The sequence below is a fragment of the Sphingobacterium daejeonense genome, assembly GCF_901472535.1.
GTDB classification, from domain to species: Bacteria; Bacteroidota; Bacteroidia; order Sphingobacteriales; family Sphingobacteriaceae; genus Sphingobacterium; species Sphingobacterium daejeonense.
Window position 1 is genome coordinate 508,515 of record NZ_LR590470.1, and the last position, 21,534, is coordinate 530,048.

The 21,534-nt window shown below is 37.0% G+C and carries 24 protein-coding genes; 9 read left to right on the forward strand and 15 right to left on the reverse strand.

What is annotated here, in order from left to right:
* The first annotated feature begins 58 nt into the window (after positions 1-58).
* Positions 59-1,159, forward strand: coding sequence for a lactonase family protein (locus tag FGL31_RS02435; RefSeq protein WP_138089593.1), 1,101 nt, complete (start codon positions 59-61; stop codon positions 1,157-1,159).
* A gap of 1 nt (position 1,160) precedes the next feature.
* On the opposite strand, the gene mnhG is transcribed toward FGL31_RS02435, so the two are convergent.
* From mnhG to FGL31_RS24350, 10 genes are read right to left on the reverse strand one after another with little or no spacing between them, the layout of a single operon-like run.
* Positions 1,161-1,577: a monovalent cation/H(+) antiporter subunit G gene (mnhG, locus tag FGL31_RS02440; protein WP_099372781.1), complete on the reverse strand. Its 417-nt coding sequence runs from the start codon at positions 1,575-1,577 to the stop codon at positions 1,161-1,163.
* A complete protein-coding gene (locus FGL31_RS02445) occupies positions 1,570-1,842 on the reverse strand; it encodes a monovalent cation/H+ antiporter complex subunit F (RefSeq protein ID WP_099372782.1) in 273 nt (90 codons plus the stop codon). Before FGL31_RS02445 ends, mnhG begins: the two co-directional genes overlap by 8 nt.
* A complete protein-coding gene (locus FGL31_RS02450) occupies positions 1,839-2,315 on the reverse strand; it encodes a Na+/H+ antiporter subunit E (RefSeq protein ID WP_099372783.1) in 477 nt (158 codons plus the stop codon). Before FGL31_RS02450 ends, FGL31_RS02445 begins: the two co-directional genes overlap by 4 nt.
* The gene (locus FGL31_RS02455; RefSeq protein WP_138089594.1) at positions 2,312-3,829 is read right to left on the reverse strand and encodes a proton-conducting transporter transmembrane domain-containing protein; all 1,518 of its coding nucleotides are present in this window, start codon (positions 3,827-3,829) and stop codon (positions 2,312-2,314) included. Before FGL31_RS02455 ends, FGL31_RS02450 begins: the two co-directional genes overlap by 4 nt.
* Positions 3,826-4,182, reverse strand: coding sequence for a Na+/H+ antiporter subunit C (locus FGL31_RS02460; protein WP_099372785.1), 357 nt, complete (start codon positions 4,180-4,182; stop codon positions 3,826-3,828). The genes FGL31_RS02455 and FGL31_RS02460 overlap by 4 nt, the downstream gene beginning before the upstream one ends.
* Before the next feature lie 3 nt (positions 4,183-4,185).
* Positions 4,186-4,599, reverse strand: coding sequence for a Na+/H+ antiporter subunit B (locus tag FGL31_RS02465; RefSeq protein WP_138089595.1), 414 nt, complete (start codon positions 4,597-4,599; stop codon positions 4,186-4,188).
* Between the two features lie 4 nt (positions 4,600-4,603).
* Positions 4,604-5,143 (reverse strand): hydrogen gas-evolving membrane-bound hydrogenase subunit E, encoded by a 540-nt coding sequence (mbhE, locus tag FGL31_RS24335; RefSeq protein ID WP_232046205.1) that lies wholly within the window; start codon positions 5,141-5,143, stop codon positions 4,604-4,606.
* A complete protein-coding gene (locus FGL31_RS24340; protein WP_232046206.1) occupies positions 5,112-5,372 on the reverse strand; it encodes a hypothetical protein in 261 nt (86 codons plus the stop codon). Before FGL31_RS24340 ends, mbhE begins: the two co-directional genes overlap by 32 nt.
* Entirely contained in the window at positions 5,362-6,222 is an 861-nt protein-coding gene (locus tag FGL31_RS24345) for a proton-conducting transporter transmembrane domain-containing protein (RefSeq protein WP_232046207.1), read from the reverse strand. Before FGL31_RS24345 ends, FGL31_RS24340 begins: the two co-directional genes overlap by 11 nt.
* Entirely contained in the window at positions 6,146-6,916 is a 771-nt protein-coding gene (locus FGL31_RS24350; RefSeq protein WP_232046208.1) for a proton-conducting transporter transmembrane domain-containing protein, read from the reverse strand. The genes FGL31_RS24345 and FGL31_RS24350 overlap by 77 nt, the downstream gene beginning before the upstream one ends.
* 331 nt (positions 6,917-7,247) lie before the next feature.
* Here FGL31_RS24350 and FGL31_RS02475 point away from each other — a divergent pair, with 331 nt between their 5' ends.
* Positions 7,248-8,105, forward strand: a complete 858-nt coding sequence (locus tag FGL31_RS02475; RefSeq protein WP_232046209.1) for a metallophosphoesterase — start codon at positions 7,248-7,250, stop codon at positions 8,103-8,105.
* A 148-nt stretch (positions 8,106-8,253) separates the two neighbouring features.
* On the opposite strand, the gene acs is transcribed toward FGL31_RS02475, so the two are convergent.
* Positions 8,254-10,170, reverse strand: a complete 1,917-nt coding sequence (gene acs / locus FGL31_RS02480) for an acetate--CoA ligase (protein WP_138089596.1) — start codon at positions 10,168-10,170, stop codon at positions 8,254-8,256.
* A gap of 192 nt (positions 10,171-10,362) precedes the next feature.
* On the opposite strand from acs, the gene FGL31_RS02485 reads away from it, so the two are divergent.
* Positions 10,363-11,220 (forward strand): UbiA prenyltransferase family protein, encoded by an 858-nt coding sequence (locus tag FGL31_RS02485; RefSeq protein ID WP_138089597.1) that lies wholly within the window; start codon positions 10,363-10,365, stop codon positions 11,218-11,220.
* Here the strand turns inward: FGL31_RS02485 and FGL31_RS02490 are convergent.
* From FGL31_RS02490 to rsmA, 3 genes are read right to left on the reverse strand one after another with little or no spacing between them, the layout of a single operon-like run.
* Positions 11,203-12,129, reverse strand: a complete 927-nt coding sequence (locus FGL31_RS02490; RefSeq protein WP_138089598.1) for an NAD(P)-dependent oxidoreductase — start codon at positions 12,127-12,129, stop codon at positions 11,203-11,205. The genes FGL31_RS02485 and FGL31_RS02490 overlap by 18 nt on opposite strands.
* A gap of 11 nt (positions 12,130-12,140) precedes the next feature.
* Positions 12,141-13,295: an FAD-dependent monooxygenase gene (locus FGL31_RS02495; protein ID WP_138089599.1), complete on the reverse strand. Its 1,155-nt coding sequence runs from the start codon at positions 13,293-13,295 to the stop codon at positions 12,141-12,143.
* 2 nt (positions 13,296-13,297) lie between these two features.
* Positions 13,298-14,077, reverse strand: a complete 780-nt coding sequence (rsmA, locus tag FGL31_RS02500; protein ID WP_099372793.1) for a 16S rRNA (adenine(1518)-N(6)/adenine(1519)-N(6))-dimethyltransferase RsmA — start codon at positions 14,075-14,077, stop codon at positions 13,298-13,300.
* A 137-nt stretch (positions 14,078-14,214) separates the two neighbouring features.
* On the opposite strand from rsmA, the gene pdxA reads away from it, so the two are divergent.
* From pdxA to miaA, 4 genes are all read left to right on the forward strand, one after another.
* Positions 14,215-15,270: a 4-hydroxythreonine-4-phosphate dehydrogenase PdxA gene (gene pdxA, locus FGL31_RS02505; protein WP_138089600.1), complete on the forward strand. Its 1,056-nt coding sequence runs from the start codon at positions 14,215-14,217 to the stop codon at positions 15,268-15,270.
* 73 nt (positions 15,271-15,343) lie between these two features.
* Positions 15,344-16,750 carry a CCA tRNA nucleotidyltransferase gene (locus tag FGL31_RS02510; protein ID WP_138089601.1) on the forward strand — a complete coding sequence of 469 codons (1,407 nt, stop codon included), beginning with the start codon at positions 15,344-15,346 and terminating at the stop codon, positions 16,748-16,750.
* A gap of 74 nt (positions 16,751-16,824) precedes the next feature.
* On the forward strand, positions 16,825-17,406 hold the full coding sequence (locus FGL31_RS02515) for an IS1096 element passenger TnpR family protein (RefSeq protein WP_138089602.1): 582 nt from the start codon (positions 16,825-16,827) through the stop codon (positions 17,404-17,406).
* A gap of 79 nt (positions 17,407-17,485) precedes the next feature.
* On the forward strand, positions 17,486-18,400 hold the full coding sequence (gene miaA / locus FGL31_RS02520) for a tRNA (adenosine(37)-N6)-dimethylallyltransferase MiaA (protein WP_138089603.1): 915 nt from the start codon (positions 17,486-17,488) through the stop codon (positions 18,398-18,400).
* Between the two features lie 51 nt (positions 18,401-18,451).
* Here miaA and FGL31_RS02525 read toward each other — a convergent pair whose 3' ends face one another.
* The gene (locus FGL31_RS02525) at positions 18,452-19,240 is read right to left on the reverse strand and encodes a hypothetical protein (protein ID WP_138089604.1); all 789 of its coding nucleotides are present in this window, start codon (positions 19,238-19,240) and stop codon (positions 18,452-18,454) included.
* A 180-nt stretch (positions 19,241-19,420) separates the two neighbouring features.
* Between FGL31_RS02525 and FGL31_RS02530 the strand changes: the two genes are divergently transcribed.
* Both FGL31_RS02530 and FGL31_RS22960 read left to right on the forward strand, forming a co-directional pair.
* A complete protein-coding gene (locus FGL31_RS02530) occupies positions 19,421-20,827 on the forward strand; it encodes a glycoside hydrolase family 2 protein (RefSeq protein ID WP_197734054.1) in 1,407 nt (468 codons plus the stop codon).
* A gap of 136 nt (positions 20,828-20,963) precedes the next feature.
* Positions 20,964-21,524: a hypothetical protein gene (locus FGL31_RS22960; protein ID WP_197734055.1), complete on the forward strand. Its 561-nt coding sequence runs from the start codon at positions 20,964-20,966 to the stop codon at positions 21,522-21,524.
* Positions 21,525-21,534: the final 10 nt, after the last annotated feature.

A 21,534-nucleotide genomic window follows, 5' to 3' on the forward strand; every position in this document is an offset into this window, starting at 1 on the left:
TTCGGGCTAAAATACTTAAACAGCAGTAAACTTAAGGCTATTTAACCATATTTAACAGATGATCACACGCTTATTATTTATTTCCATCTTGACCATGACTGTCACATTATTATCCGCTCAAGGGACAAAAATCCCTCTTTATGTTGGGACCTATACTTCAGATAAGGGTAGTAAGGGGATTTATGAATTTGAGTTTGATACTCAAACTGGGGATGCGAAACTCATCAGAGAAACAGAAACTCCGAGTCCTTCATTCATTGATCGGAGCAGTAGATTTTTGATAGCTGCAAACGAGCTTACGGATGGCAATCAATCTATTTCTTCCTTTGCGATCACGGATAATGGATTGAAATTCATCAATAAAGTGGGAACTGGAGGATCTGCACCTTGTCATATTGTGATGGATAAGGAAAGAAAATTTGCTGTGGCATCCAATTATCTAGGTGGCGCATTGGATTTGTTTTCCCTAGCAGATAATGGCGAAATATTATCAAAAGAAGATACGAAGACATATAATGGTTCTAGCGTTGACAAGAAACGCCAAGAGGCATCACATATTCATTCAACTTTCATCGGGCCTGATAAACTTTTATATGTATCAGATCTAGGTGCTGATAAAATCTATGTCTTGGATGTTGTGAAGGATAAGGATGGGAAACTTCAGTTTAAAGAGGTAAATACATTAACCAGCAAATTAGGTGGAGGGCCAAGGCATATAGCTTTTCATACGAATGGGAAGTATTTATACTCCTTACTTGAAATGACGGGGGATATTGAGGTGTTCAAGAAGGTAGGGAAGGGTTGGAAATCACAACAGGTCATATCCATGCGAACAGCAGGCTTTGATGGCAAGAGTGGAGCGGCTGACCTGAAGCTCTCATCTGATGGAAAATTCCTTTATTCTACAGACCGGGTTGATGCTAATACAATAACGGTATTTTCTGTAGCTAAGAATGGTACGCTGAAGCAAATTCAGGTAAGTTCTGTTTTTGGGAAAGGGCCTAGAAATTTCAATTTCAGTCCTGATGAACGTTTTGTGTTGGTTGCCAATCAATTGACGGATGAAATTGTACTATTCAATAGAGATAAAAAATCGGGTTTGCTAAGTGATTCAGGAAAACGGATTAAAGCCTTTACACCAGTTTGTATCTTGTTTTGATTTAATCAGTTGCATCATCTGTGTCTGCAATATTATCCTCTGCGAGTTTGTCCGCTTTCACAGGATCACTTTCTAAGCAGTGTGTTTCTTTGTTGTACATTCCTTTCAGGTCGTCAACTACCGTTCCTTTCCAGAGTGGGGTGCCGATAAAGTAGGCTGCTTTTGCGATCATGTGTGCAGCAATAGGTGCTGTCAATAGTAGAAAGAATATAATAGCTATTGATTTGGTTGTTACAGACACATCATCTGGGAACATAATGGCTGCACAAATCAATAATAATCCGACACCTAGGGTGGATGCCTTTACTGTTACAGAAAGGCGTAAATAAAAATCTGGCATCCTTAAAACTCCGATGGAGGCAAAAAGGATAGAAAATGCACCTACCGTGCTCAATATTGCTAGAATAATATCAATCATCTTTTTGTTTTTCAATATAGTAAGAGAAGGCAATTGTTCCTAAAAAGGCAATCAGTGCCAAGATTATGGCGACATCTAACAGCACTTCCTGTTCTTGTCTGATACTATAGACTGTAATAATACCAATTCCTATGGTTATTATCAGGTCCAAGGCCATTACTCTATCCACAACCGATGGGCCTTTGAACAGACGTATAAACACCAATAGTACCGAAATGGTTAATATGGGTAATATGACAAAATCGAAATAGGTTTCTAAACTCATCGTAAAATCTCTAATAATTTCCGTTCTACCCCTGTTTTGAGCGTCCTAATAAATTGTTCCTCATCCTTTAGATACATGACATGGATATAAATAGCTTTTTTATCGTCACTAATGTCGATAATAAGAGTACCTGGTGTCAATGAAATAAAGGTTGCCAAAATATTGATTTCAAAATCTGTGGTTGTATTTACCGGATATCTAACAATACCAGGTTTGAAAAAATATTTTGGTGTGATTACATCATATGCAACTTGTACATTCGCTTTAATCAGTTCGTATAGGAAGAAGAAAAAGAAACTGATGATTTTTGGGACACGATAGAAATAACGTTGATCCGTTTCATTTCTATTCATGATCCATAATACACCAAACCCTAGCAAGTATCCGAAGATAAAGTTAGAATAAAATAGGGATCCAGTAAGTGCTACCCAAATAAAGGATAGCAAGAGGTTCATTAAAAAAAACTTGATCATTGTTCAAAAGCTTTATCGCCCAAAACGGTACGGATGTAAGGGCTTGTGTCCAACAATTCATTCGTAATTCTATCTACAACGGTTATAATGTTTTCTGCATTAAAACCTATATATAGTGTCACCGAGCATAAAATCAGGATCGGCAATACAATCAATATTTTTTTAAAAGGAGGTTCATCCTTGAATTTATCTTCATAATTTACACCTTCAGGCACATCTTTCCAAAATACGTCGGCCCACATTTTTGAAATCACATACATGGTGACCAAGCTTCCAATTATTAAAGCTGCAATAAAGAAGTATTGTTTGTCAACAAATGCTTCTTGAAATAAGTAAATCTTTGGCCAAAAACCTGAAAGTGGGGGGATACCTACTAAGGAGAACAGCACCAATGCTATCATCAATGAAATGAGGGGATAACTTTTATATAATCCACCTAATTTTTGTGTATCCATTGATCCTCTGACCAATCTGATAAATCCAGCAATCAAGAACATATTTGTTTTGACCATGATATCGTGCATCAAGTAAAACACAGTTCCCATCAGCGCCAATTTTGTAAACATGGCAATACCACCCAACATAAAACCAATGTGGCAGACAATCAGATAAGAGAACATCCGTCGAATATTGGTTTTAATCAATGCTCCAAATGCTCCAGTCAAAACGGTTAAAACAGCGAGTGCCATAAATAATGTTCTGGTAAAATCATCGGGTATGAAAATCAAACTGAATACTCTTAAGATGGCATAGATGCCGAGTTTTGTCAACAAGCCTCCAAAGGTTGCAGCTACTGCAGATGGTGGAGTATGATAGGATGAAGGTAGCCAATAATACAATGGGAAAACAGCGGACTTAATGCCGAATCCCAGAATAAAAAATATCGAGGTGATTCCTACTAATGCTTTATTGTCAAAATCCCTGATTTTTAATGCAAGGTCCGCCATGTTCAGAGATCCTGTAATCCCATATAGGATGCCGATTCCTGTCAAAAAGAATGTCGAGGCCAAGATGTTCATGGCCATATACTTCACTGCTCCTTCTAGCTGTGCTTTTCGACCTCCCAAAGTCATCAATACGAATGAGGAGATAATGACTACCTCAAACCAAACGTATAGATTGAAAATATCACCAGTCAGGAAAGCTCCATTTAATCCCATCAAAAGGAAATGGAAAATTGGGAAATAACCGTACAGCATCCTTTGCCTACTCAAGCCTACAGAAGAAAAGATGGATACCGCAAAACCTGCTATGGATGTCAAAAGAACCATAGATGTGCTGAGTAAATCGGCCACGAATACAATTCCAAAAGGAGCCTCCCAATTGGAAGCATTCATATGCAGAGATCCTTCAGTGTAAACTTTAGTGAATAAACGGATGGCAATCAAGAGGCCTATAAAGGTACCACCGACACTAAGGAATCTTTGTGATACGGTTTTCCTCCAGGCAATTAATTGGATAATGGCTGTAAAAAGATGTATGAAAACAGGTGCTAAAATGTGATTATCTATCATATATCTTCTTCTTCCGGCGTGTTTAAATCGTCCAAATCATCTGTGTCTACCAATGCATAGACACGTTTTAATAATACAATGGCAAATGCTGTCAATGCGAAACTGATTACAATGGCAGTGAGGATCAATGCCTGTGGTATTGGATCCGCATATATATCTTGAAAAACATTATGATTAGGGTCTATTACTGGAGGTTTCCCTTTCGTAAGAGATCCCAATAAGAAAATCAGGATATTAGTTCCGTTTCCGAGTAACATAATTCCCAACAATAGTTTTACCATGCTTCTTCTCAGGATCAAATAGACTCCTGCAGCATATAAAAAACCTAATACAACAACTAATAATAACTCCATCTCTTAATCTTTGGTTAATGAAATGGTAAATAATATTGTCAATACAACACCGATAACGACCAAGTATACACCCAAGTCAAAAAACAAAGCTGATCCAATCATTCCGATTACTGGCACTTTTTCTTCCCACCATAATCCAGTCATTGGCGGCAAGCCAAAAAATGTTGGCATAACGACACTTATAGCTGAAATTCCTAATCCTATTGGAATTAATGACAATGGTTTTCTTTTCAATATTTTCATGGTTGCTTCGGTGCCATTGGCGAAACTGTGCAGCACAAAAGCTATGGATGCCACTAATCCACCAACAAATCCTCCTCCTGGATAATAATGTCCTCTCAATAGAAGAAAGAAAGAGAACAGTAATAAAATAGGCAACAAATACCTAGTTGCTGTTTGCAATATTATACTTCGCATATCTTTATTCTTTTTCTGAAGATTTCAATCTTAATTTTAATAAGCTGTAGACGCCTAATGCGGCAATCCCTAAAACGACAGTTTCAAACATGGTGTCAATCCCTCTAAAGTCCGCTAAGATTAGGTTTACGACATTCTTTCCCTTAGCTAATATATAGGCGTTTTCGCCATAGAAATCACTGGTTTGTGTTTGAATTGGTTCATATAATACCTTCAGTGCTATTATAGATAAAATTGCTCCAAATCCCAGTGCGACAACACTGTCGCGATATCTTTCTCTAGCAGATGCCAGGTTTAAGAAGCTAGGTAATTTGTAAAGGACCAATACAAATAATACAGTACTTAAAGTATCAATGGTAAATTGAGTCATAGCAAGATCGGGTGCACTGTAAAATACATACATCAAACAGATACAATAACCAATCACACTCATGGCTACTACTGATGTTAACCTAGAAGGCGTTGCAATGACGATTACCAATGCCCCCAATAAGATAATTACCACCGCCACTTCATAAATTGTAAGTGGTGTAAGGTTTTTCAAAATCTATTTGGATTGGTCCACTCTGCCATAATTTATAGATCAACAATGCTTCAGCAAAAAGAATGATCTTCATGTGATATGATCTCAAATAGCCATTGTGGAAAAAGTTGGTAAACCATTGAGAAAAACGAACTATATCATTGGCATAACCTGTAATAATTGTTTGCGGAGACAATCGTTGAAATTTTTCAATATAATTTACTTTGGCTTCACTTGGTTTATTGACCATGTAGAGGAATGTTCCTGCAGCCAATGTCACCAAACTTAAAACCAAAAACTGTATTGAAGCCGTGCCAAATGGCCAGATGCATTTCGGTGTCTCCACCGAAAATAGAATTTGCTGCTTGGTAATTGATGAAATTGCCTGCCAAACTTGGCACAAGACCGAATATCAAACCTAGGATGGCTAAGATCAAAGGTGTTATCCACATTGATTTATAAGGAAGATGTACCTTAGCGTATTCCTGATGCAAAGGTCCAAAAAAGGGCTTAAACCCAGCCATAAATCCGGCTGCTACTAAGCATATATTGGTAGCAACAGCAATTATTGTCAAGATTAGGATCCAATTTTTTTCTGCGTGCAGGGTTGCTTCATAAATTAAGTCTTTACCTATAAAACCGAATGTTGAGGGCAATCCAGCACTGCTCAATGCCGCCAACCCAGCAGCTAACGCTACAGGACCCAAAACTTTCCGTAAACCAGCAAGCTTAGTGATGTCTCTAGTATGAGTTTCATGATCAACAATGCCGGTAACTAAAAACAAGGTAGCTTTATACAATGCATGGACCAATATAAATACACTTGCCGCTATCACAGCTTCTTTTGAGCCAACACCTAACAGAAATACAAGAATGCCGAGCGCAGAAATGGTAGAATATGCAAGAATCGATTTTAAATCTGTCCGAAATAGAGAATGGATTGCTGAATAAAGCATGGTAAATCCTCCGACTCCCATGAGGGTATAGCTCCATAATTCTGTTCCACTTAGAATCGGGAAGAACCTAGCCAATAGATAAATTCCTGCCTTTACCATGGTTGCTGAATGCAGGTAAGCTGAAACTGGCGTGGGAGCTTTCATTGCTCCTGGTAACCAAAAATGAAAAGGGAATTGGGCCGATTTTGTAAAAGCACCTAAAAAATAGCAAACCTAAAATCAGTGGATATTGAGGGTGTTCTAAAATTACATTTCGATATTCTATAAGTTCTGAAATTCTAAATGTTCCCGCAACATTCCCCATCAACACCAATCCTGCAAGGAGAAAAAATCCTCCCATTCCAGTGATTGTCAAAGCTGTCATGGCACTTTTTCGGGATGCTTCTTGGTCGTTGTTGAATCCTATTAGGAAGAATGAACTGATACTGGTGAGTTCCCAAAAAATGAACAACAAGAAAATATTGTCAGATAAGACCAGGCCGATCATTGCTGACATAAAAAGATAGAGATACCCAAAGAACCGATCATAATAGGGGTGACCCTTTAAATAAGTTCTTGCATAGAAAAATATCCCAGTTCCGATTCCGGTAATCAGTAGGCAGAACAATAAAGATAGACCATCAAGTTTTAAGTCAAAGTTAACACCTAATGAAGGGACCCAATTTATTTCTTGCATATAGTTTAGTCCATTCGCAATTTTAGGGATATAGCCTAAGTAGTAGCAGAATAGTACTGTTGGGACCAATGGCAATAATATACTCCAAGATGATTTAAATCGTTTGCCGAATGGGATTAGCAAAATCGAAGAAATCAAACCTAAAAGTATTGTAAATAACATGGGCGTTCTCTTAAAGAATTATGGGATTGGGTTAAAAATAATAAAAAACAGGAATTTTTCGTGTTAAATTAAGATTAAACCTTAAAATTTATAGGGATAAATCTAGTTTTCTTGGTAGTTTTAAATAATCAACTTTTTAATCATTATGAAATGTAAACCTATCTCCTTTTGGTCCATATTTTTGGGATTTCTTTTAATTTGTACCCAATCATTTGGTCAAGAAAATTATGTCAAACCTAAATTAATTAACAACGAATCATGGTCATTAGTTTTGATACCAGACCCACAAACTTATGTGAAGTATGACAGGAATGTCGGGGTCTTAAATTTAATGACATCATGGATACGAGAGAATGTAGATTCTTTAAATACTCAATTCGTTCTTTGTACAGGCGATTTAGTAGAACAAAATGATTTATTAAATCCAGATGGAAAGGTTGCCAATCAAAACAGTAAACAGCAATGGACCAATACGAGTGAAGCTTTTCGCAAATTAGACAATCATGTTCCTTATGTATTAGCTACCGGTAACCATGATTATGGACATGTCAGTGCGGAATATCGATCCACACAGTATGATAAGTATTTTTCACCTGAACAGAATGGATTTAATGCAAAAGCACTTCGTGAAGTAGGGCCGGCATTAAATGGAAATTCTTCTAATGTGAATGCTATTTATGAGTTTCAAACCCCTCATCCAAAGAAAATATTGGTTATGGTACTGGAATTTGCACCTCGAAATGAAGTTATTGACTGGGCAAAGAAAACATTGGCACAACCAAAGTATGAAAACCATGATGTCATATTGTTAACTCATACTTATTTGGATAAAAACAGTAATCATATTAAAACTGAGGGATATAAAATTGGAGATTCAAACTATGGCGCAGCCGTATTCGAGAAATTAGTGAAACCTTCAAAAAATATCAGGATGGTATTCTCTGGACATATTGGTGAACCTGATAAATTTGATGGTCACCTCGGCTTCAGACAGGATAAAAATGCTGCAGGCAAGACCGTTACTCAAATGACATTCAATGCCCAAGCAATGGGAGGGGGTTGGTTTGGAAATGGTGGCGATGGATGGTTGAGATATTTGGAGTTCCTACCAGATGGCAAAACTGTTAAGGTAAAAACCTTTTTCACCATTATTTGCCATTTCACCAGCAACACAAAACCTAGCATATAAAAAGGAAAAAAACCAAGAATTTGAATTTTCCTTGGACTAGAAAGATTGTTAGGGTAAAAAGAGAGCGGTCGAATCATGAAAGATTCGACCGCTTTGTTTTTGCTTCGGCTCCGCTCAGCAACCGTGCTTCGGCTCCGCTAGCAACTTATTATTTTTTCATTTCTTTTGCGCCTTCAATAATTGCTTCTACCACTGTTGGGTCTTGCAGAGTTGAAGTGTCACCTAAATTTTCCAATTCACCTTCGGCAACTTTGCGCAATATTCTGCGCATGATTTTTCCTGATCTGGTTTTAGGAAGATCTGTTACGAACTGAATAATATCAGGTTTTGCAATTGCTCCAATGATGCGGGTCACTGTTTGCAAAATATCTTGTCTAGTTTTTTCAGCATCGATGTGGTGATTTGCAATGACATAGGCGTAAATACCTTGACCTTTTACTGGGTGTGGGTAACCTACAATTGCTGATTCAACAACATCTGAGTGCATATTGATTGCATTTTCTACTTCAGCTGTTCCAATTCTATGGCCTGAAACATTCAATACATCATCTACGCGGCCTGTAATTCTATAGTAACCTTCAGGGCTTCTATAACAACCGTCGCCCGTGAAATACATATTTTCATAGGTTGAGAAATAAGTTTGTCTACAACGTTCGTGGTCACCCCATGTCGTACGCAACATACCAGGCCAAGGGAATTTAATACATAGATTTCCTGATACATCATTACCTTGAATTTCTTCTCCATTTTCATCCATTAGGCAAGGTTGAACTCCCGGCAATGGCAACATCGCGTATCCTGGTATTTCAGGTGTAATACCGGCAATCGGAGTGATCAAATGACCACCATTTTCAGTTTGCCACCAAGTATCTACGATTGGACATTCGCCTTTACCGATTTTATCGTGATACCAGTTCCAAGCTTCTTCGTTGATTGGTTCACCAACAGTACCTAGAACTCTCAAAGAAGACAGGTTTTTTCCTTCTAGGAAATCGTCTCCAAATGCCATCAACGAGCGTATCGCTGTTGGAGCGGTGTAAAGTATGTTCACATTGTATTTGTCAACGATGTCCCAAAAACGTCCTGCATCCGGATAAGTTGGTATACCTTCGAACATTAAGGAAGTAGCACCTTGTGACAAAGGGCCATAGATAATATAACTGTGACCTGTGATCCATCCGATATCTGCCGTACAGAAATATACTTCTCCAGGTTTGTATTGGAACGTATTTGCAAATGTGTAGCCTGTATAAACCATATAACCGGCTGTGGTATGCACGACACCTTTAGGCTTTCCGGTTGAGCCAGATGTATAAAGAATAAATAAAGTGTCTTCAGCATCCATCTCTTCTGCAGGGCAAGCCGGGTTACCTTGTGTTTCTACCTTTTTGATTTCATCTTCCCACCATACATCACGTCCTTTAATCATAGATACAGGGGTACGAGTTCTGGTCAGTACGATTACTTTTTCTACAGTGTCACACTGCATCAAGGCATCGTCAACGATAGACTTCAATTCCAATATTTTCTGTCCACGGAATCCACCATCTGAAGTTATGACCAATTTACATTCAGCATCATTGATGCGGTCTGCAATTGATCTAGCGGAGAAACCACCAAACACTACATTATGTATGGCTCCAATTCTAGCACAGGCTAAAACAGCAATAACCAATTCAGGCACCATAGGTAAATAAATACATACACGGTCACCTTTACGGATATTATTGTTTTTTAGAACATTGGCAAATTGCTCTACTTTTTGTAGCAATTGCTTGTAAGTGAGAATTCGGTGTGCTTCATTCGGGTCATTGGGTTCCCATATAATGGCTGGCTGATCTCCTAATTTATAAATATGGCGGTCTAAACAGTTTTCTGTAATATTTAATTTAGCTCCTTCGAACCATTTTATGTCTGGATCTTTAAAATTCCAGTTCAGTACATTGGTCCATTTTCTTTTCCAAAAGAAATGGTCCGCCACCTCACTCCAAAACGCTTCTGGCTCTTCTACACTCTTATTGTAAGCTTCTTGATACTCATCAAAAGATTTTAGCTGAAAATTCATTTTTTAATAAAAAATTATAGGTCTACATTATCTTTACATCAGGAAATTATTTAATTCGGTCAATTAGTTATTTGCAGCGGAAAAAACAAGAACCTGTTTAGCTAATTTAATTTTTTTTCGACTGAAATGCTAATTTTTGTGCGTCAGGAACAAATATTGAGTGTTAAATGTTAGCCTAACATGATAATGGGTTTGAAAAAGATTTATTATTTTTTGGTACATACCAACCTGTTGATTGCATTTGCCGCTGTGGCACAATGTGCCTTGACGTATTATGTTCTGAACTTTCCTGTCAATAGCCCTATTCTATGGATTGAGGGGGCGACAACTTTGTTGCTTTATAATTTGAGTTTATATCTGTCACTTCCCCAAGACCCCAGTAAATCTCCTTACCACCGGACTCGGTGGATTGGGAAAAACATGTGGCTTTTCTGGACTTTTAGTGCTGTATCCTTTCTGATTACTATTTGGGCACTGTTTCATGTTCATTTTTTAACATTGGTTTTTTTGGGGTTTATAGGTGTAATTAGTCTTGCATATGCAGTACCTCTTTTAAAAACAAAAGGTAAATGGATCTCCATGCGTCAGGTTCCTGGGCTCAAGGTTTTTTATATTGCACTAGTGTGGTCATTAAGTAGCGTCGGCTTGCCAGTGGTAGAACTATTTGCTAATAGTGCAGATATCAATTGGTATGCGGCAAATTATTTAGGATTGGTAAAGATTGTATTCCTAGTTTTGTGTACTTTACCCTTTGATATCAGGGATTATGAACAAGACAGTCTCTATAACCTAAAAACTGTTCCCATATTATTAGGAAAAGAGCGAGCAATCAACTTATCTTATGGTATAGGGCTTTTTCATTTAATCTTGATTGCCTTATCCCCAAACACTTTAAATGTTAAAATTGGTCTATTATTAACAACGATGTTGATTTTGATCATGCTTAGATTCATAATCTATTCCAAGGAAAAACATTATCATCATGTTTATCTTTTAGATCTTTCTCTGATCATTCAATGGCTATTGGTCTTATTATTTATTAAGATGTGAGATGATTTTATCCGCCAAAACATCTGATAATTTGTAATAACTTTCAAACGTCCAGCCCGCCACATGTGGGCTTAGCAATACATTTTCTCTATCGATAAGGTCTTGATACCAGTCTTGATCCGCTAAGGACGGGAACTTTTCTATCGGTAATACATCAAAGGCAGCCCCAATAATTTTTCCTTCATCCAATTTTTTTAATACTGCTGGGATATTTACAATTCCTCCTCTTGCTCCCATCAAGAAAAATATTGGTTTCCTGAAATGGTATAAATATTCATCGTCCACCATTCCTTTTGTTTCTCTCGTTAATGGAATATGGAAACTCAATACATCCGCTCTTTTTACAACTTCTTCCATCGAAACTTCCGTTGCATATTGGTCAGAAAATCCTGTTTTATATTTATCGTAAGCAATTACATTGACATCAAATCCCGATAGTTTCTTGGCCATTGATTTGCCATTATGGCCATAACCAATCAAAGCGACCGTTCTACCTTTTAATTCATAGCCGCGGTTTTCTTCCCTTTTCCACAAGCCGGTCCTTACTTCTTTGTCTCCACGGTTTAAATTGTTCATTAGGCTTAGCAACATACCGATCATATGTTCTCCAACAGCATCTCTATTTCCTTCATTGGCAGGAATAAGTTTAATTCCTCTGCTTTCAGCGTATGATTCATCGATATTGTCCATTCCTGCACCAGCTCTTCCAATCATTTTAAGAGAAGGATTCAGGTCAATAAATTCTTTGTCGACTTGGAATTTTGACCTAATAATTAACCCATCATACTCAGGGATCAATTTTTCTGCACCTATTTTGTCTATTTCGGGTTGATAATTGAATTTTACTCCTGCTTTGCTAAGTTTTTCTAATAGAATTTCGTGTATATCGTCAACAATTAAGATGTTCATATGCTGTAATGTTATTTCATGAAGTCTTGTTTGAAAAGCTTAATCAATGCCTGCTGATTCATCCGTTCAGGCATGATTTTCATCATGTTATTTCTTATTGAAATTAGGAATTTATTCTCCCATTGCGCTACTTCACCAATAAATTTTGAGGTGTCAGTAATATATTTAGTTCTTTTTAATCTTCTGGATTCAAAGGATTTAAATGCATCCTTTACAGATTTGTTTTTTTGAAGTTCATCTGTCAATACTGCTACATCTTCCATCGCTTGGCATGCTCCCTGTCCCATGTTGGGGGTGCATGCATGAGCCGCATCACCAATTATAAGGATGTTGTCAAATGCAAATTGATTTAATGGTTTAATATCTATGATATCACTCCAAATAAGTTGTTCATTTTTGGTTTGAGAAAGTACTTCTTGAATTGGGTGATGGTAGGAAGAAAACTGTTTTTTCAGATCTTCAATTGCAAAATTTTTAAAGGTTGGGTTCTGCCGAGGTCCATTTATACAAGCATACCAATAGATTCTATCATTGATTAATGGTGTTAATCCAAATCTGCCTTTATCTCCCCAAGTTTCTGTTCCTTTTTGAAGTTTTAAAGATGAATTGTCTATTGTTGCTCTCCAGCAGCTATAGCCAGCATATCTAGGTTTCGAATCAGGAATTAATTGTTGTCTTAATGGAGACTTGACACCATCGGCAATTATTAGATATTTTGTCCTATATATGGAACCATCCTCAAAATACAGTTCGATAAAGTCTGTGTGTTGTTTGAAATTTATGGCTCTTTTTGCTAATGATAAATTGATTTGATCAATCTTGGAAAGTAAGAATAAGTGTAAGTCAGATCGGTGAATGGCGAAGTTTTTCTGGTCATATTTTTCGGAAAGTTTTTTGGTATTGGGGTTGACCAATATTTCCCCGTTTTTGTCCAAGATTGCAAAGGAATCTAGATAGTATCCAATGTTTTCAATTTCATTGCGTAGCCCTAAATAATCTAAGGCTTGCATGGCATTTGCTGCCAAGCCAAATCCTGCACCAATTCCTTTCAGTTCTTTTGATTGTTCAAAAAGGTGGAATTCACGATTTAGGTTTTTAAGGGCAATTGCTGCCGTTAGGCCAGCCACCCCACCACCGATTATTGTGAACTCACTTTGAACTTCCATGATTAAAGTTTTGCTGCAATTTCATTGGTCAAGGCTTCGAAATCCTTAACTGACAAACGCTCAGCCCTCAATTCATAGAGTGGATTGTCGCTCATCCGATCCTTTGGAACCACTGCAGAAAGTGCATTTCTCAGTGTTTTCCTTCTTTGATTAAATCCTGCCTTTACGACTCTCCAAAATAATTTTTCATCACAATCCAATGTTTCACGGTTATTTCTAACCATTCGCATTACGCCTGATAATACCTTTGGCGGAGGGTTGAATGCCCCCGCTTTGACGGTAAAAAGGTAGGACACATCGTAATAAGCTTGTAAAAACACACTCAGGATGCCATATTCTTTATTACCTGGTTTAGCAACACATCGTTCAGCAACTTCTTTTTGAAACATGCCAACCATCTCAACTACTCTATTTCTTTCCTCTAATACTTTGAATAAGATCTGTGAGGAAATGTTATAGGGGAAATTTCCAATAACGGCCATTTTATCGCCAAAATATTGGTTGAAATCGAGGTTCAAAAAATCTCCATGAATTAATCGATTGTCCAATTCAGGGTATTTATCTGCTAAAAATTCGATCGATTCATCATCAACATCAATTAGGAAGGTTTCATATTCTTTATTTTGTAATAAAAAATCGGATAAAACTCCCATACCCGGTCCTACCTCTAATACCTGTTTGAATCCAAGTGAAGGAGTTAAAGCCTCAACAATTCGTTGTGCGGCATTTTTATCGTTAAGGAAATGCTGACCTAAATGTTTTTTTGCGCGTACTGAACCCATAGGATGTATTTGTCACAAAGATAGTGTTTTTAGCGTTGTGGGAATTTAATTTAATCGTCCATTTATAGCTAAATGGCAATTCAAGCATAATGTTTATGTTTTTTTGCTATTTTTGACTATATCTAAAAGCATTGACGATGAGTGAAAAATTAAAAATTGGTATTTCTGTAGGTGATATAAACGGGATTGGTTTAGAGGTTATTATCAAATCCTTGATGGATAGCAGGGTAATGGATTTCTTTACACCGATTGTTTATGGAAACACTAAAGTTGCTTCATTTCATCGTAAAGCGATTGGCGTTAATGATTTTAGTTTTAATGTAATCAATTCAGCGGACCAAGCAAATCCTAAACGTCCCAATATGATTAATTGTTGGCAAGAGGATGTCAAGATTTCCCTTGGAGAGCAAAATGAAATTGGCGGTAAATATGCTTTTATATCCTTACAACGTGCTACTGAGGATTTGAAAGCGGGGGTAATTGATGCTTTGGTTACTGCCCCGATCAACAAACACAATATTCAACAAGAAGGGTTTAATTTTCCTGGACATACCGAATACTTACAAAATGCATTTGATGCAAAGGACGTATTGATGTTTATGGTTAGTGACGAATTGAGGGTAGGTGTAGTAACAGGTCATATTCCTGTCAAAGAGGTCTCGGTAGCTATTTCTGAGGATAGTATCCTTCATAAGTTAAGAATGATGAACGAAAGCCTTAAGAAGGATTTCTGGATTCAGAAGCCTAAGATTGCTGTTTTGGGATTGAACCCCCATGCAGGCGATGATGGTCTTATTGGTACAGAAGATCGTGATATTATCCGACCTGCTATCGAAAAGGCGAATGCTGAGGATATCTTTTGTTTTGGGCCTTTTCCAGCGGATGGATTCTTTGCAGCAGATGCGTATAACAAGTTTGATGCGGTTTTGGCGATGTATCATGATCAAGGCTTGATTCCTTTCAAACATATCGCTGCTCGCAATGGTATTAACTTTACTGCTGGTCTTCCAGTTGTTCGTACGTCACCAGACCATGGTACGGGTTATGATATCGCTGGGAAGAACTTAGCCTCCAATGCATCTTTCTTGGAAGCTATTTTTGAAGCTGTTCATATTGTAAATAGACGCAGAGAACAAGAAGTACTTACTGAAAATCCACTTGCCTTCCGCCGATTGTCAAAAGATCGCGATTAGGTAAACATTTGTATTTACTAAAGGTTCCACCTATTGTTGTCTATAAATTTCATTACTTTTGCACTTTGTTGCTATGAGTGAGAATTTAAGTCATCCCATTTTTCCTATAATTAAAGAATTGGCCCAAACAGAGCAAGTCGCTTGCTTTGTAATTGGCGGATATGTGCGTGATAGAATAATGGGTCGCCCATTTAAAGACGATATTGATATCCTTGTTTTAGGAAGTGGAATTGATTTTGCCAATAAATTGGGAGAAAAGCTTAACACCAAAGTTGCTGTTTATAAATCATTTGGCACAGCAATGTTAGTCTATCAGGGTCTTCAAGTAGAGTTTGTTGGTGCGAGAAAAGAATCCTATAGAAAGGATTCGAGGAAGCCTATTGTAGAAGATGGCACTCTTGAGGATGACCAAAATCGTCGTGATTTCACCATTAATGCTATGGCATTTTCATTGAACAGTGCAAATTATGGTGAGCTGGTGGATCCATTCAATGGAGTTGAGGACATTAAAAACAGGATAATCAGGACCCCTTTGGCACCAGATATTACGTTTTCTGACGATCCATTACGAATGATGCGTGCTATTCGATTTGCGACACAGCTGAATTTCAGGATTGAAGCCCAAGCACTTAATGCTATCAGCGAACAGGCAGATCGCATTCAAATTATCTCTAAAGAAAGAATTGCAGACGAACTGAATAAAATTATTCTAGCTGAAAAACCTTCTATCGGGTTTAAGTATTTATTTGATACTGGACTTCTGGAGAAGATATTTCCTGCAATGTATGATTTACATGGAGTAGAATACATTGACGGGAAAGGGCATAAGGACAATTTTTATCATACTTTGGAAGTTCTGGATAATGTTGCTGAAATGTCTTCAGACCTGTGGTTGAGATGGGCTGCTATCATGCATGATATTGCTAAACCTGCTACGAAAAGGTTTGACAAGAAAATTGGGTGGACGTTTCATGGGCATGAAGACAGAGGAGCTAAAATGGTTCCCAAGCTGTTTGCAGATTTGAAGCTGCCTTTGAATGAGAAGATGAAGTTTGTTCAGAAACTTGTCCTACTTCATTTAAGGCCAATAGTATTGGTGAAGGATATAGTTACAGACTCTGCGGTAAGAAGGTTGCTATTTGAAGCTGGGGATGATATTGATGATTTGATGTTGCTATGCCATGCAGATGTAACAACAAAGAATGAATATAAGAAGAAGAAATATAGGGAGAATTTCGACTTAGTAAAACAGAAGTTGAAAGATGTTGAGGAGAGGGATCATTTAAGAAATTGGCAGCCTCCAATTGATGGGGAAGATATCATGAAAACATTTGGCATTGGGCCAGGTCGATTTGTTGGTATTATAAAGAATGCTATCCGTGAAGCCATCTTAGAAGGGGATATTCCAAATTCCAAACAGGAAGCCTTCAGTTTCATGGTAGAAAAGGGTAAAAGCTTGGGTTTAACTCAAGTTTTATAGAAATTGATTTTTTAAAAAAATATGTATTTTTAAAGCTTGAAATATAGCTTAATCTAATAAACACATTAAATAACATGGCGATTTACAGATTTAGAATAACTTTTGAAGACTACGAAGATGTTTATAGAGAAATAGATATGCCTTCTAAAAGTACTTTTTTGGATTTACACAGAGAGATTCAAAAAACTACGGGTTATGATACTGAGCGTTCATCCTCATTTTATGTAAGCAATGATCAATGGAAAAAAGGGATTGAGATTGCTTATTTGCCAAATGATAGAAAAAAAGCAAATGGGGTTTTGAATGTTGAAGAGATCCGTTTAAGTAAATTTATTGATGATCCACATCAAAAATTCTATTATACGTATAATTTCGACCGTCCTTATGATTTTCACGTTGAACTAATCAAGATTTTAAAAGAAGAAGATGGCAAGGAATATCCTGCGCTTTTCAAGAAAATTGGCGAGGCTCCGAGAAATTTAACAGCAGCGAATTTCCCTATCAGCCCAGATGATGACGATGAAGATGAATTTGTAGCAGAAGAGGGTGAAGAATATGGAGTGGATGAAGAGGATGATTACGATATGTTTGATGATGAGGAAGGGGAAGAGTCTGAAGGTGGAGAATCAAATAATTCAAAAGAAGAAGATTATTAATATTTATAATATTTAAATTCACAATAGATGGTAGATTAGTCTATCATCTATTTTTTTTGACAGTATCTGTTAGTGAATAATGAGTAAAAAGAAAACTTTGATTGTTGTTGTAGGTCCTACAGCTGTTGGTAAAACAGCTTTAGCGATCGATCTTGCCAATCATTTTAAAACATCGATTATTTCTGCAGATTCAAGACAATTCTATCGAGAAATGAGCATTGGAACCGCAAAGCCTTCGGTTGAGGAACTTGCTCAAGCTCAGCATTATTTTATCGATTCACATTCCATTTCAGAAGAATATTCCGCTGGGGATTTCGAACGTGAGGCATTAGGCTGTTTGGAAGATCTATTTGAAAACAACAAAATAGTTATTGCTGTAGGTGGTTCAGGTTTGTTTGTGCGGGCATTAACAGAAGGATTGGATGACCTGCCAAAAGCTCCTGAAGGAGTTCGAAATTCTTTGAACAATTGGTTTAAGGAAGAAGGGTTGGAACCTTTGAAAAAAAAATTACAAGAGATAGACCCCTCTTATTATTCCAAATCGGATATTGACAACCCTCAACGTGTTATTCGGGCAATCGAGGTTTATGAAGCAACAGGAAAGCCCATTTCCCATTTTATGACCAATCAAAAATCACAAAGAGATTTTGAGGTTTTGACCATTGGCTTAAATATGGATCGGGAAAAATTATATGAGCGTATTAATCTCCGCGTAGATCTAATGATGGAAGCTGGGCTCCTAGAAGAGGTAAAATCATTAGAAGAATTCCGACATAAACCAGCTTTACTCACTGTAGGATATGCTGAATTATTTGAATATTTAGATTCTAAAATTTCCCTTGAGGATGCAATCTCTCAGATAAAGCAAAATTCAAGAAGGTATGCCAAAAGGCAGATAACTTGGTTTAAGAAGTATGGAAATACGAATTGGTTTCAACCAGGTGAAACAAAGGAGATAATGGAGTTTATCGAAGAAACTATAAAAGAAAAATAGCCCTAAGAAGGGCTATTTTAATAATAGTGTATGTACTAATAGTTAGATGGATTAGTCATTTGGGATAGAATTGATATACTCGATATCATCGTCTAATAATCCAGATTCTGAATCTGTGACATTCCAAAGTATATTTTGTAAAAAAGCTACGATGTCTTCATATTCATCCATACCATCAGTTTCCTTAAAATATTGTTCAATATTTATCTTTTTGTTTTTCAATCTGTTGATTAAATCATGTAGGCTAGATGAATTTGAAATCACGGCAAGATCATATTTCTCACTTGGCGAAGATGATGATTTCGCAGCATTACCACAATACATGTGAAGGTCTAACAGGATAGTTTTATTAGCAGGAATATCTATAGATGTTTTCTTCAGGAGAACACCATTTTGATAGGTTCCAGATCTTGATTTGATGACTAATCCTGCTGGTAGTTCTACTTTTCTGTTGCTAGAAGTTGTGTTTTTCAAATTTATTCTCACACGTACATAATACCCGCTTCCTCTTGAAAAATCTGTTGATACTTCGGCTGGCGATTCAGCTTTTTTAGCATTATTTTTTCCGCTGGCTCTTAATTCTCTAGACTTTTGTTTTGCGGTAGGATTTATATCGCCTTCATATCCGATGATTTCCCCTACTTGTTCAATTCCTTCCGGCAACTTATATTTTTGTCCTGTCAATTCTCCTTCGGCTTCGCCCAAGCCAGGAATCTCACCAGGTTTATCTTCAGTAATTTGTATTTGGTCATCTCCCTTTTCATCTTTGCTACAAGAAGTATTCAATAAAAATGAAATTGCCAAAACGAGCATAAAAGGAATAGTGTATTTCTTTTTCATAGGATTTAAATAAGGCACATGTTAGTGATGGTTCAAAGGTATAGTATAATGATTAGGGTATAAATACCTGTTTTCGGGTAATTATTTGTTACGAAAACCATTTCGTTAGTTACGCAATCGTTTGTTAGAATTTTGACCAAATGCTTTTACTTATCTTCGGATTTATTATATACCTATCACATGAACAAATTCTTATTTAAACAAAGTTTATACATTTCAATTGGTCTTTTGATTAGTCAAGTTTCACTTGGGCAGTCGAGGATTCAGAAATCGTTTAATGAGGGTTGGAAATTTTACAAAGCAAACAATTCCACATTTTTCACTGATTTCGAAAATGGCCAAAAATATTTTGAAAATCAGGGCCAATGGACGAAGCTTGAAGTCTGGGAAGACATTCAACTTCCACATACTTATAACAAAACCGATATGCAGCTTGACCGTAATTTTTTTGAAGGCAAGGCTGTTTATCAAAAATCATATACTGCATCTCCAGAGGATAAAAACAGGAGAACATTTCTGAAGTTTGAAGGAGTTGGGGCTGTAGCTCAGCTTTTTGTTAATGGTAATTATATTGGTGAGCATAAGGGTGGTTATTCTATGTTTGCTTTTGAAATTACGAATTCAATAGATTATGAGAAGGAGAATACGATTACGGTTGTTGCAGATAATAAATCGAGGAAAGACATTATTCCTATCAATCATTTTTTGTTTCCAGTATACGGAGGAATTTACAGACCTGTACATATCATAACGACTAATAAGACAAATTTTGTTGTCACAGACCAGGCAGCACCGGGTATATTCATTAAACAAAAAAATGTATCCGCTAAGTCTGCTGAAATCCATGTAGAAGCTAAAATAGAAACCAAGGAAAAGCACACCCAAAACGCAGACCTTGTCATTGAGATTAAAGATATGGCTGGTAAAACCATATTAACTGAAAAACAGGCTATCTCAGTTTCTCCACAAGGTGTAACTTATGTAAATGAAATAATAAACATGAAATCGCCGCATTTGTGGGATGGGATTAAGGATCCATATTTATATTCTTTAACGGCGAAGTTAGTTTCCAATGGTAAGGAGCTTGATGTTGTAAAACAACCTCTGGGTGTAAGGCATGTTGAATTAATTGCAGGCAAAGGTGTTTTTTTAAATGGCAAAAAATATCCAATGTATGGCGTGACGAGACATCAGGATCGTGAAGGTTTTGGTTCTGCACTGAGCTTTGAGCAGCATAAGGAAGATTTGATGTTGATTAAAGAAATGGGAGCTACCACAATTCGTCTGGCACATTATCAGCAATCTCCTGATGTTTATTCTTTAGCTGATTCCATAGGGTTTTTGACATGGGCTGAAATTCCATTTGTAAACCGTGTGTCTTACTATGAAAATGATAATGCTAAACAGCAGATGTCAGAATTGGTAAAACAGAATTTCAACCATCCTGCAATTTATATATGGGGTGTTCACAATGAAGTTTATTCAAAGACTGCTGATGAACAAGTTCCTGTATTATCTAGAGAGTTGAATGACATTGCAAAAACGTTGGACCCAGATCGATATACTGTTGCTGTGACCGGTTTATAATGTTATTGACAGGCAGGAAAATTTAAGTACCGATGTTCAAGGAATCAACCATTATTTTGGCTGGTATGGAGGAAAAATCGAAGATTTAGGTCCTTGGGCTCAGAAAGTACAACAGGATTTTCCTGATTACAAAATCATGTTGTCAGAATATGGTGCTGATGGAAATATAGATATCAGTAAAGAAACGGTGGAACCTCCAACTGATGTGATTTCCGGAAAAGCATTTCCTGAAAATTATCAGACTGAAACCCATATTCAGCAATGGGCAGCAATCGAAAAGAATCCAATTATTTTGGCCTCTTACTTATGGAATGCCTTTGAATTTGCAGTTCCAGCCTGGAATCGGGGTGGTGTTAACGCCAGAAATCTAAAAGGGTTGATCACCTTTGACCGCAAGCGGAAAAAAGATTCTTTCTATTGGTACAAAGCAAACTGGAATCCAGAACCCATGATTTATTTGGCAAATAGAAGGGATAGCCTACGATCTAATAACGTGGCAAAAATTCAACTTTTTTCAAATCTTCCCAATGTTGAGGTAACGGTAAATGGAAAAGCTTATAGTACCAAACAAGGTGTTAATTCGAGGCATTGGGTGATTGATAATGTACAACTTCAAAAAGGAGAAAATAAAATCCAAGCTTCAGGTAAAAATGGAAATACTGAGCTTACTGATGAAATGATTTGGACACTACAATAGAGAATTTATT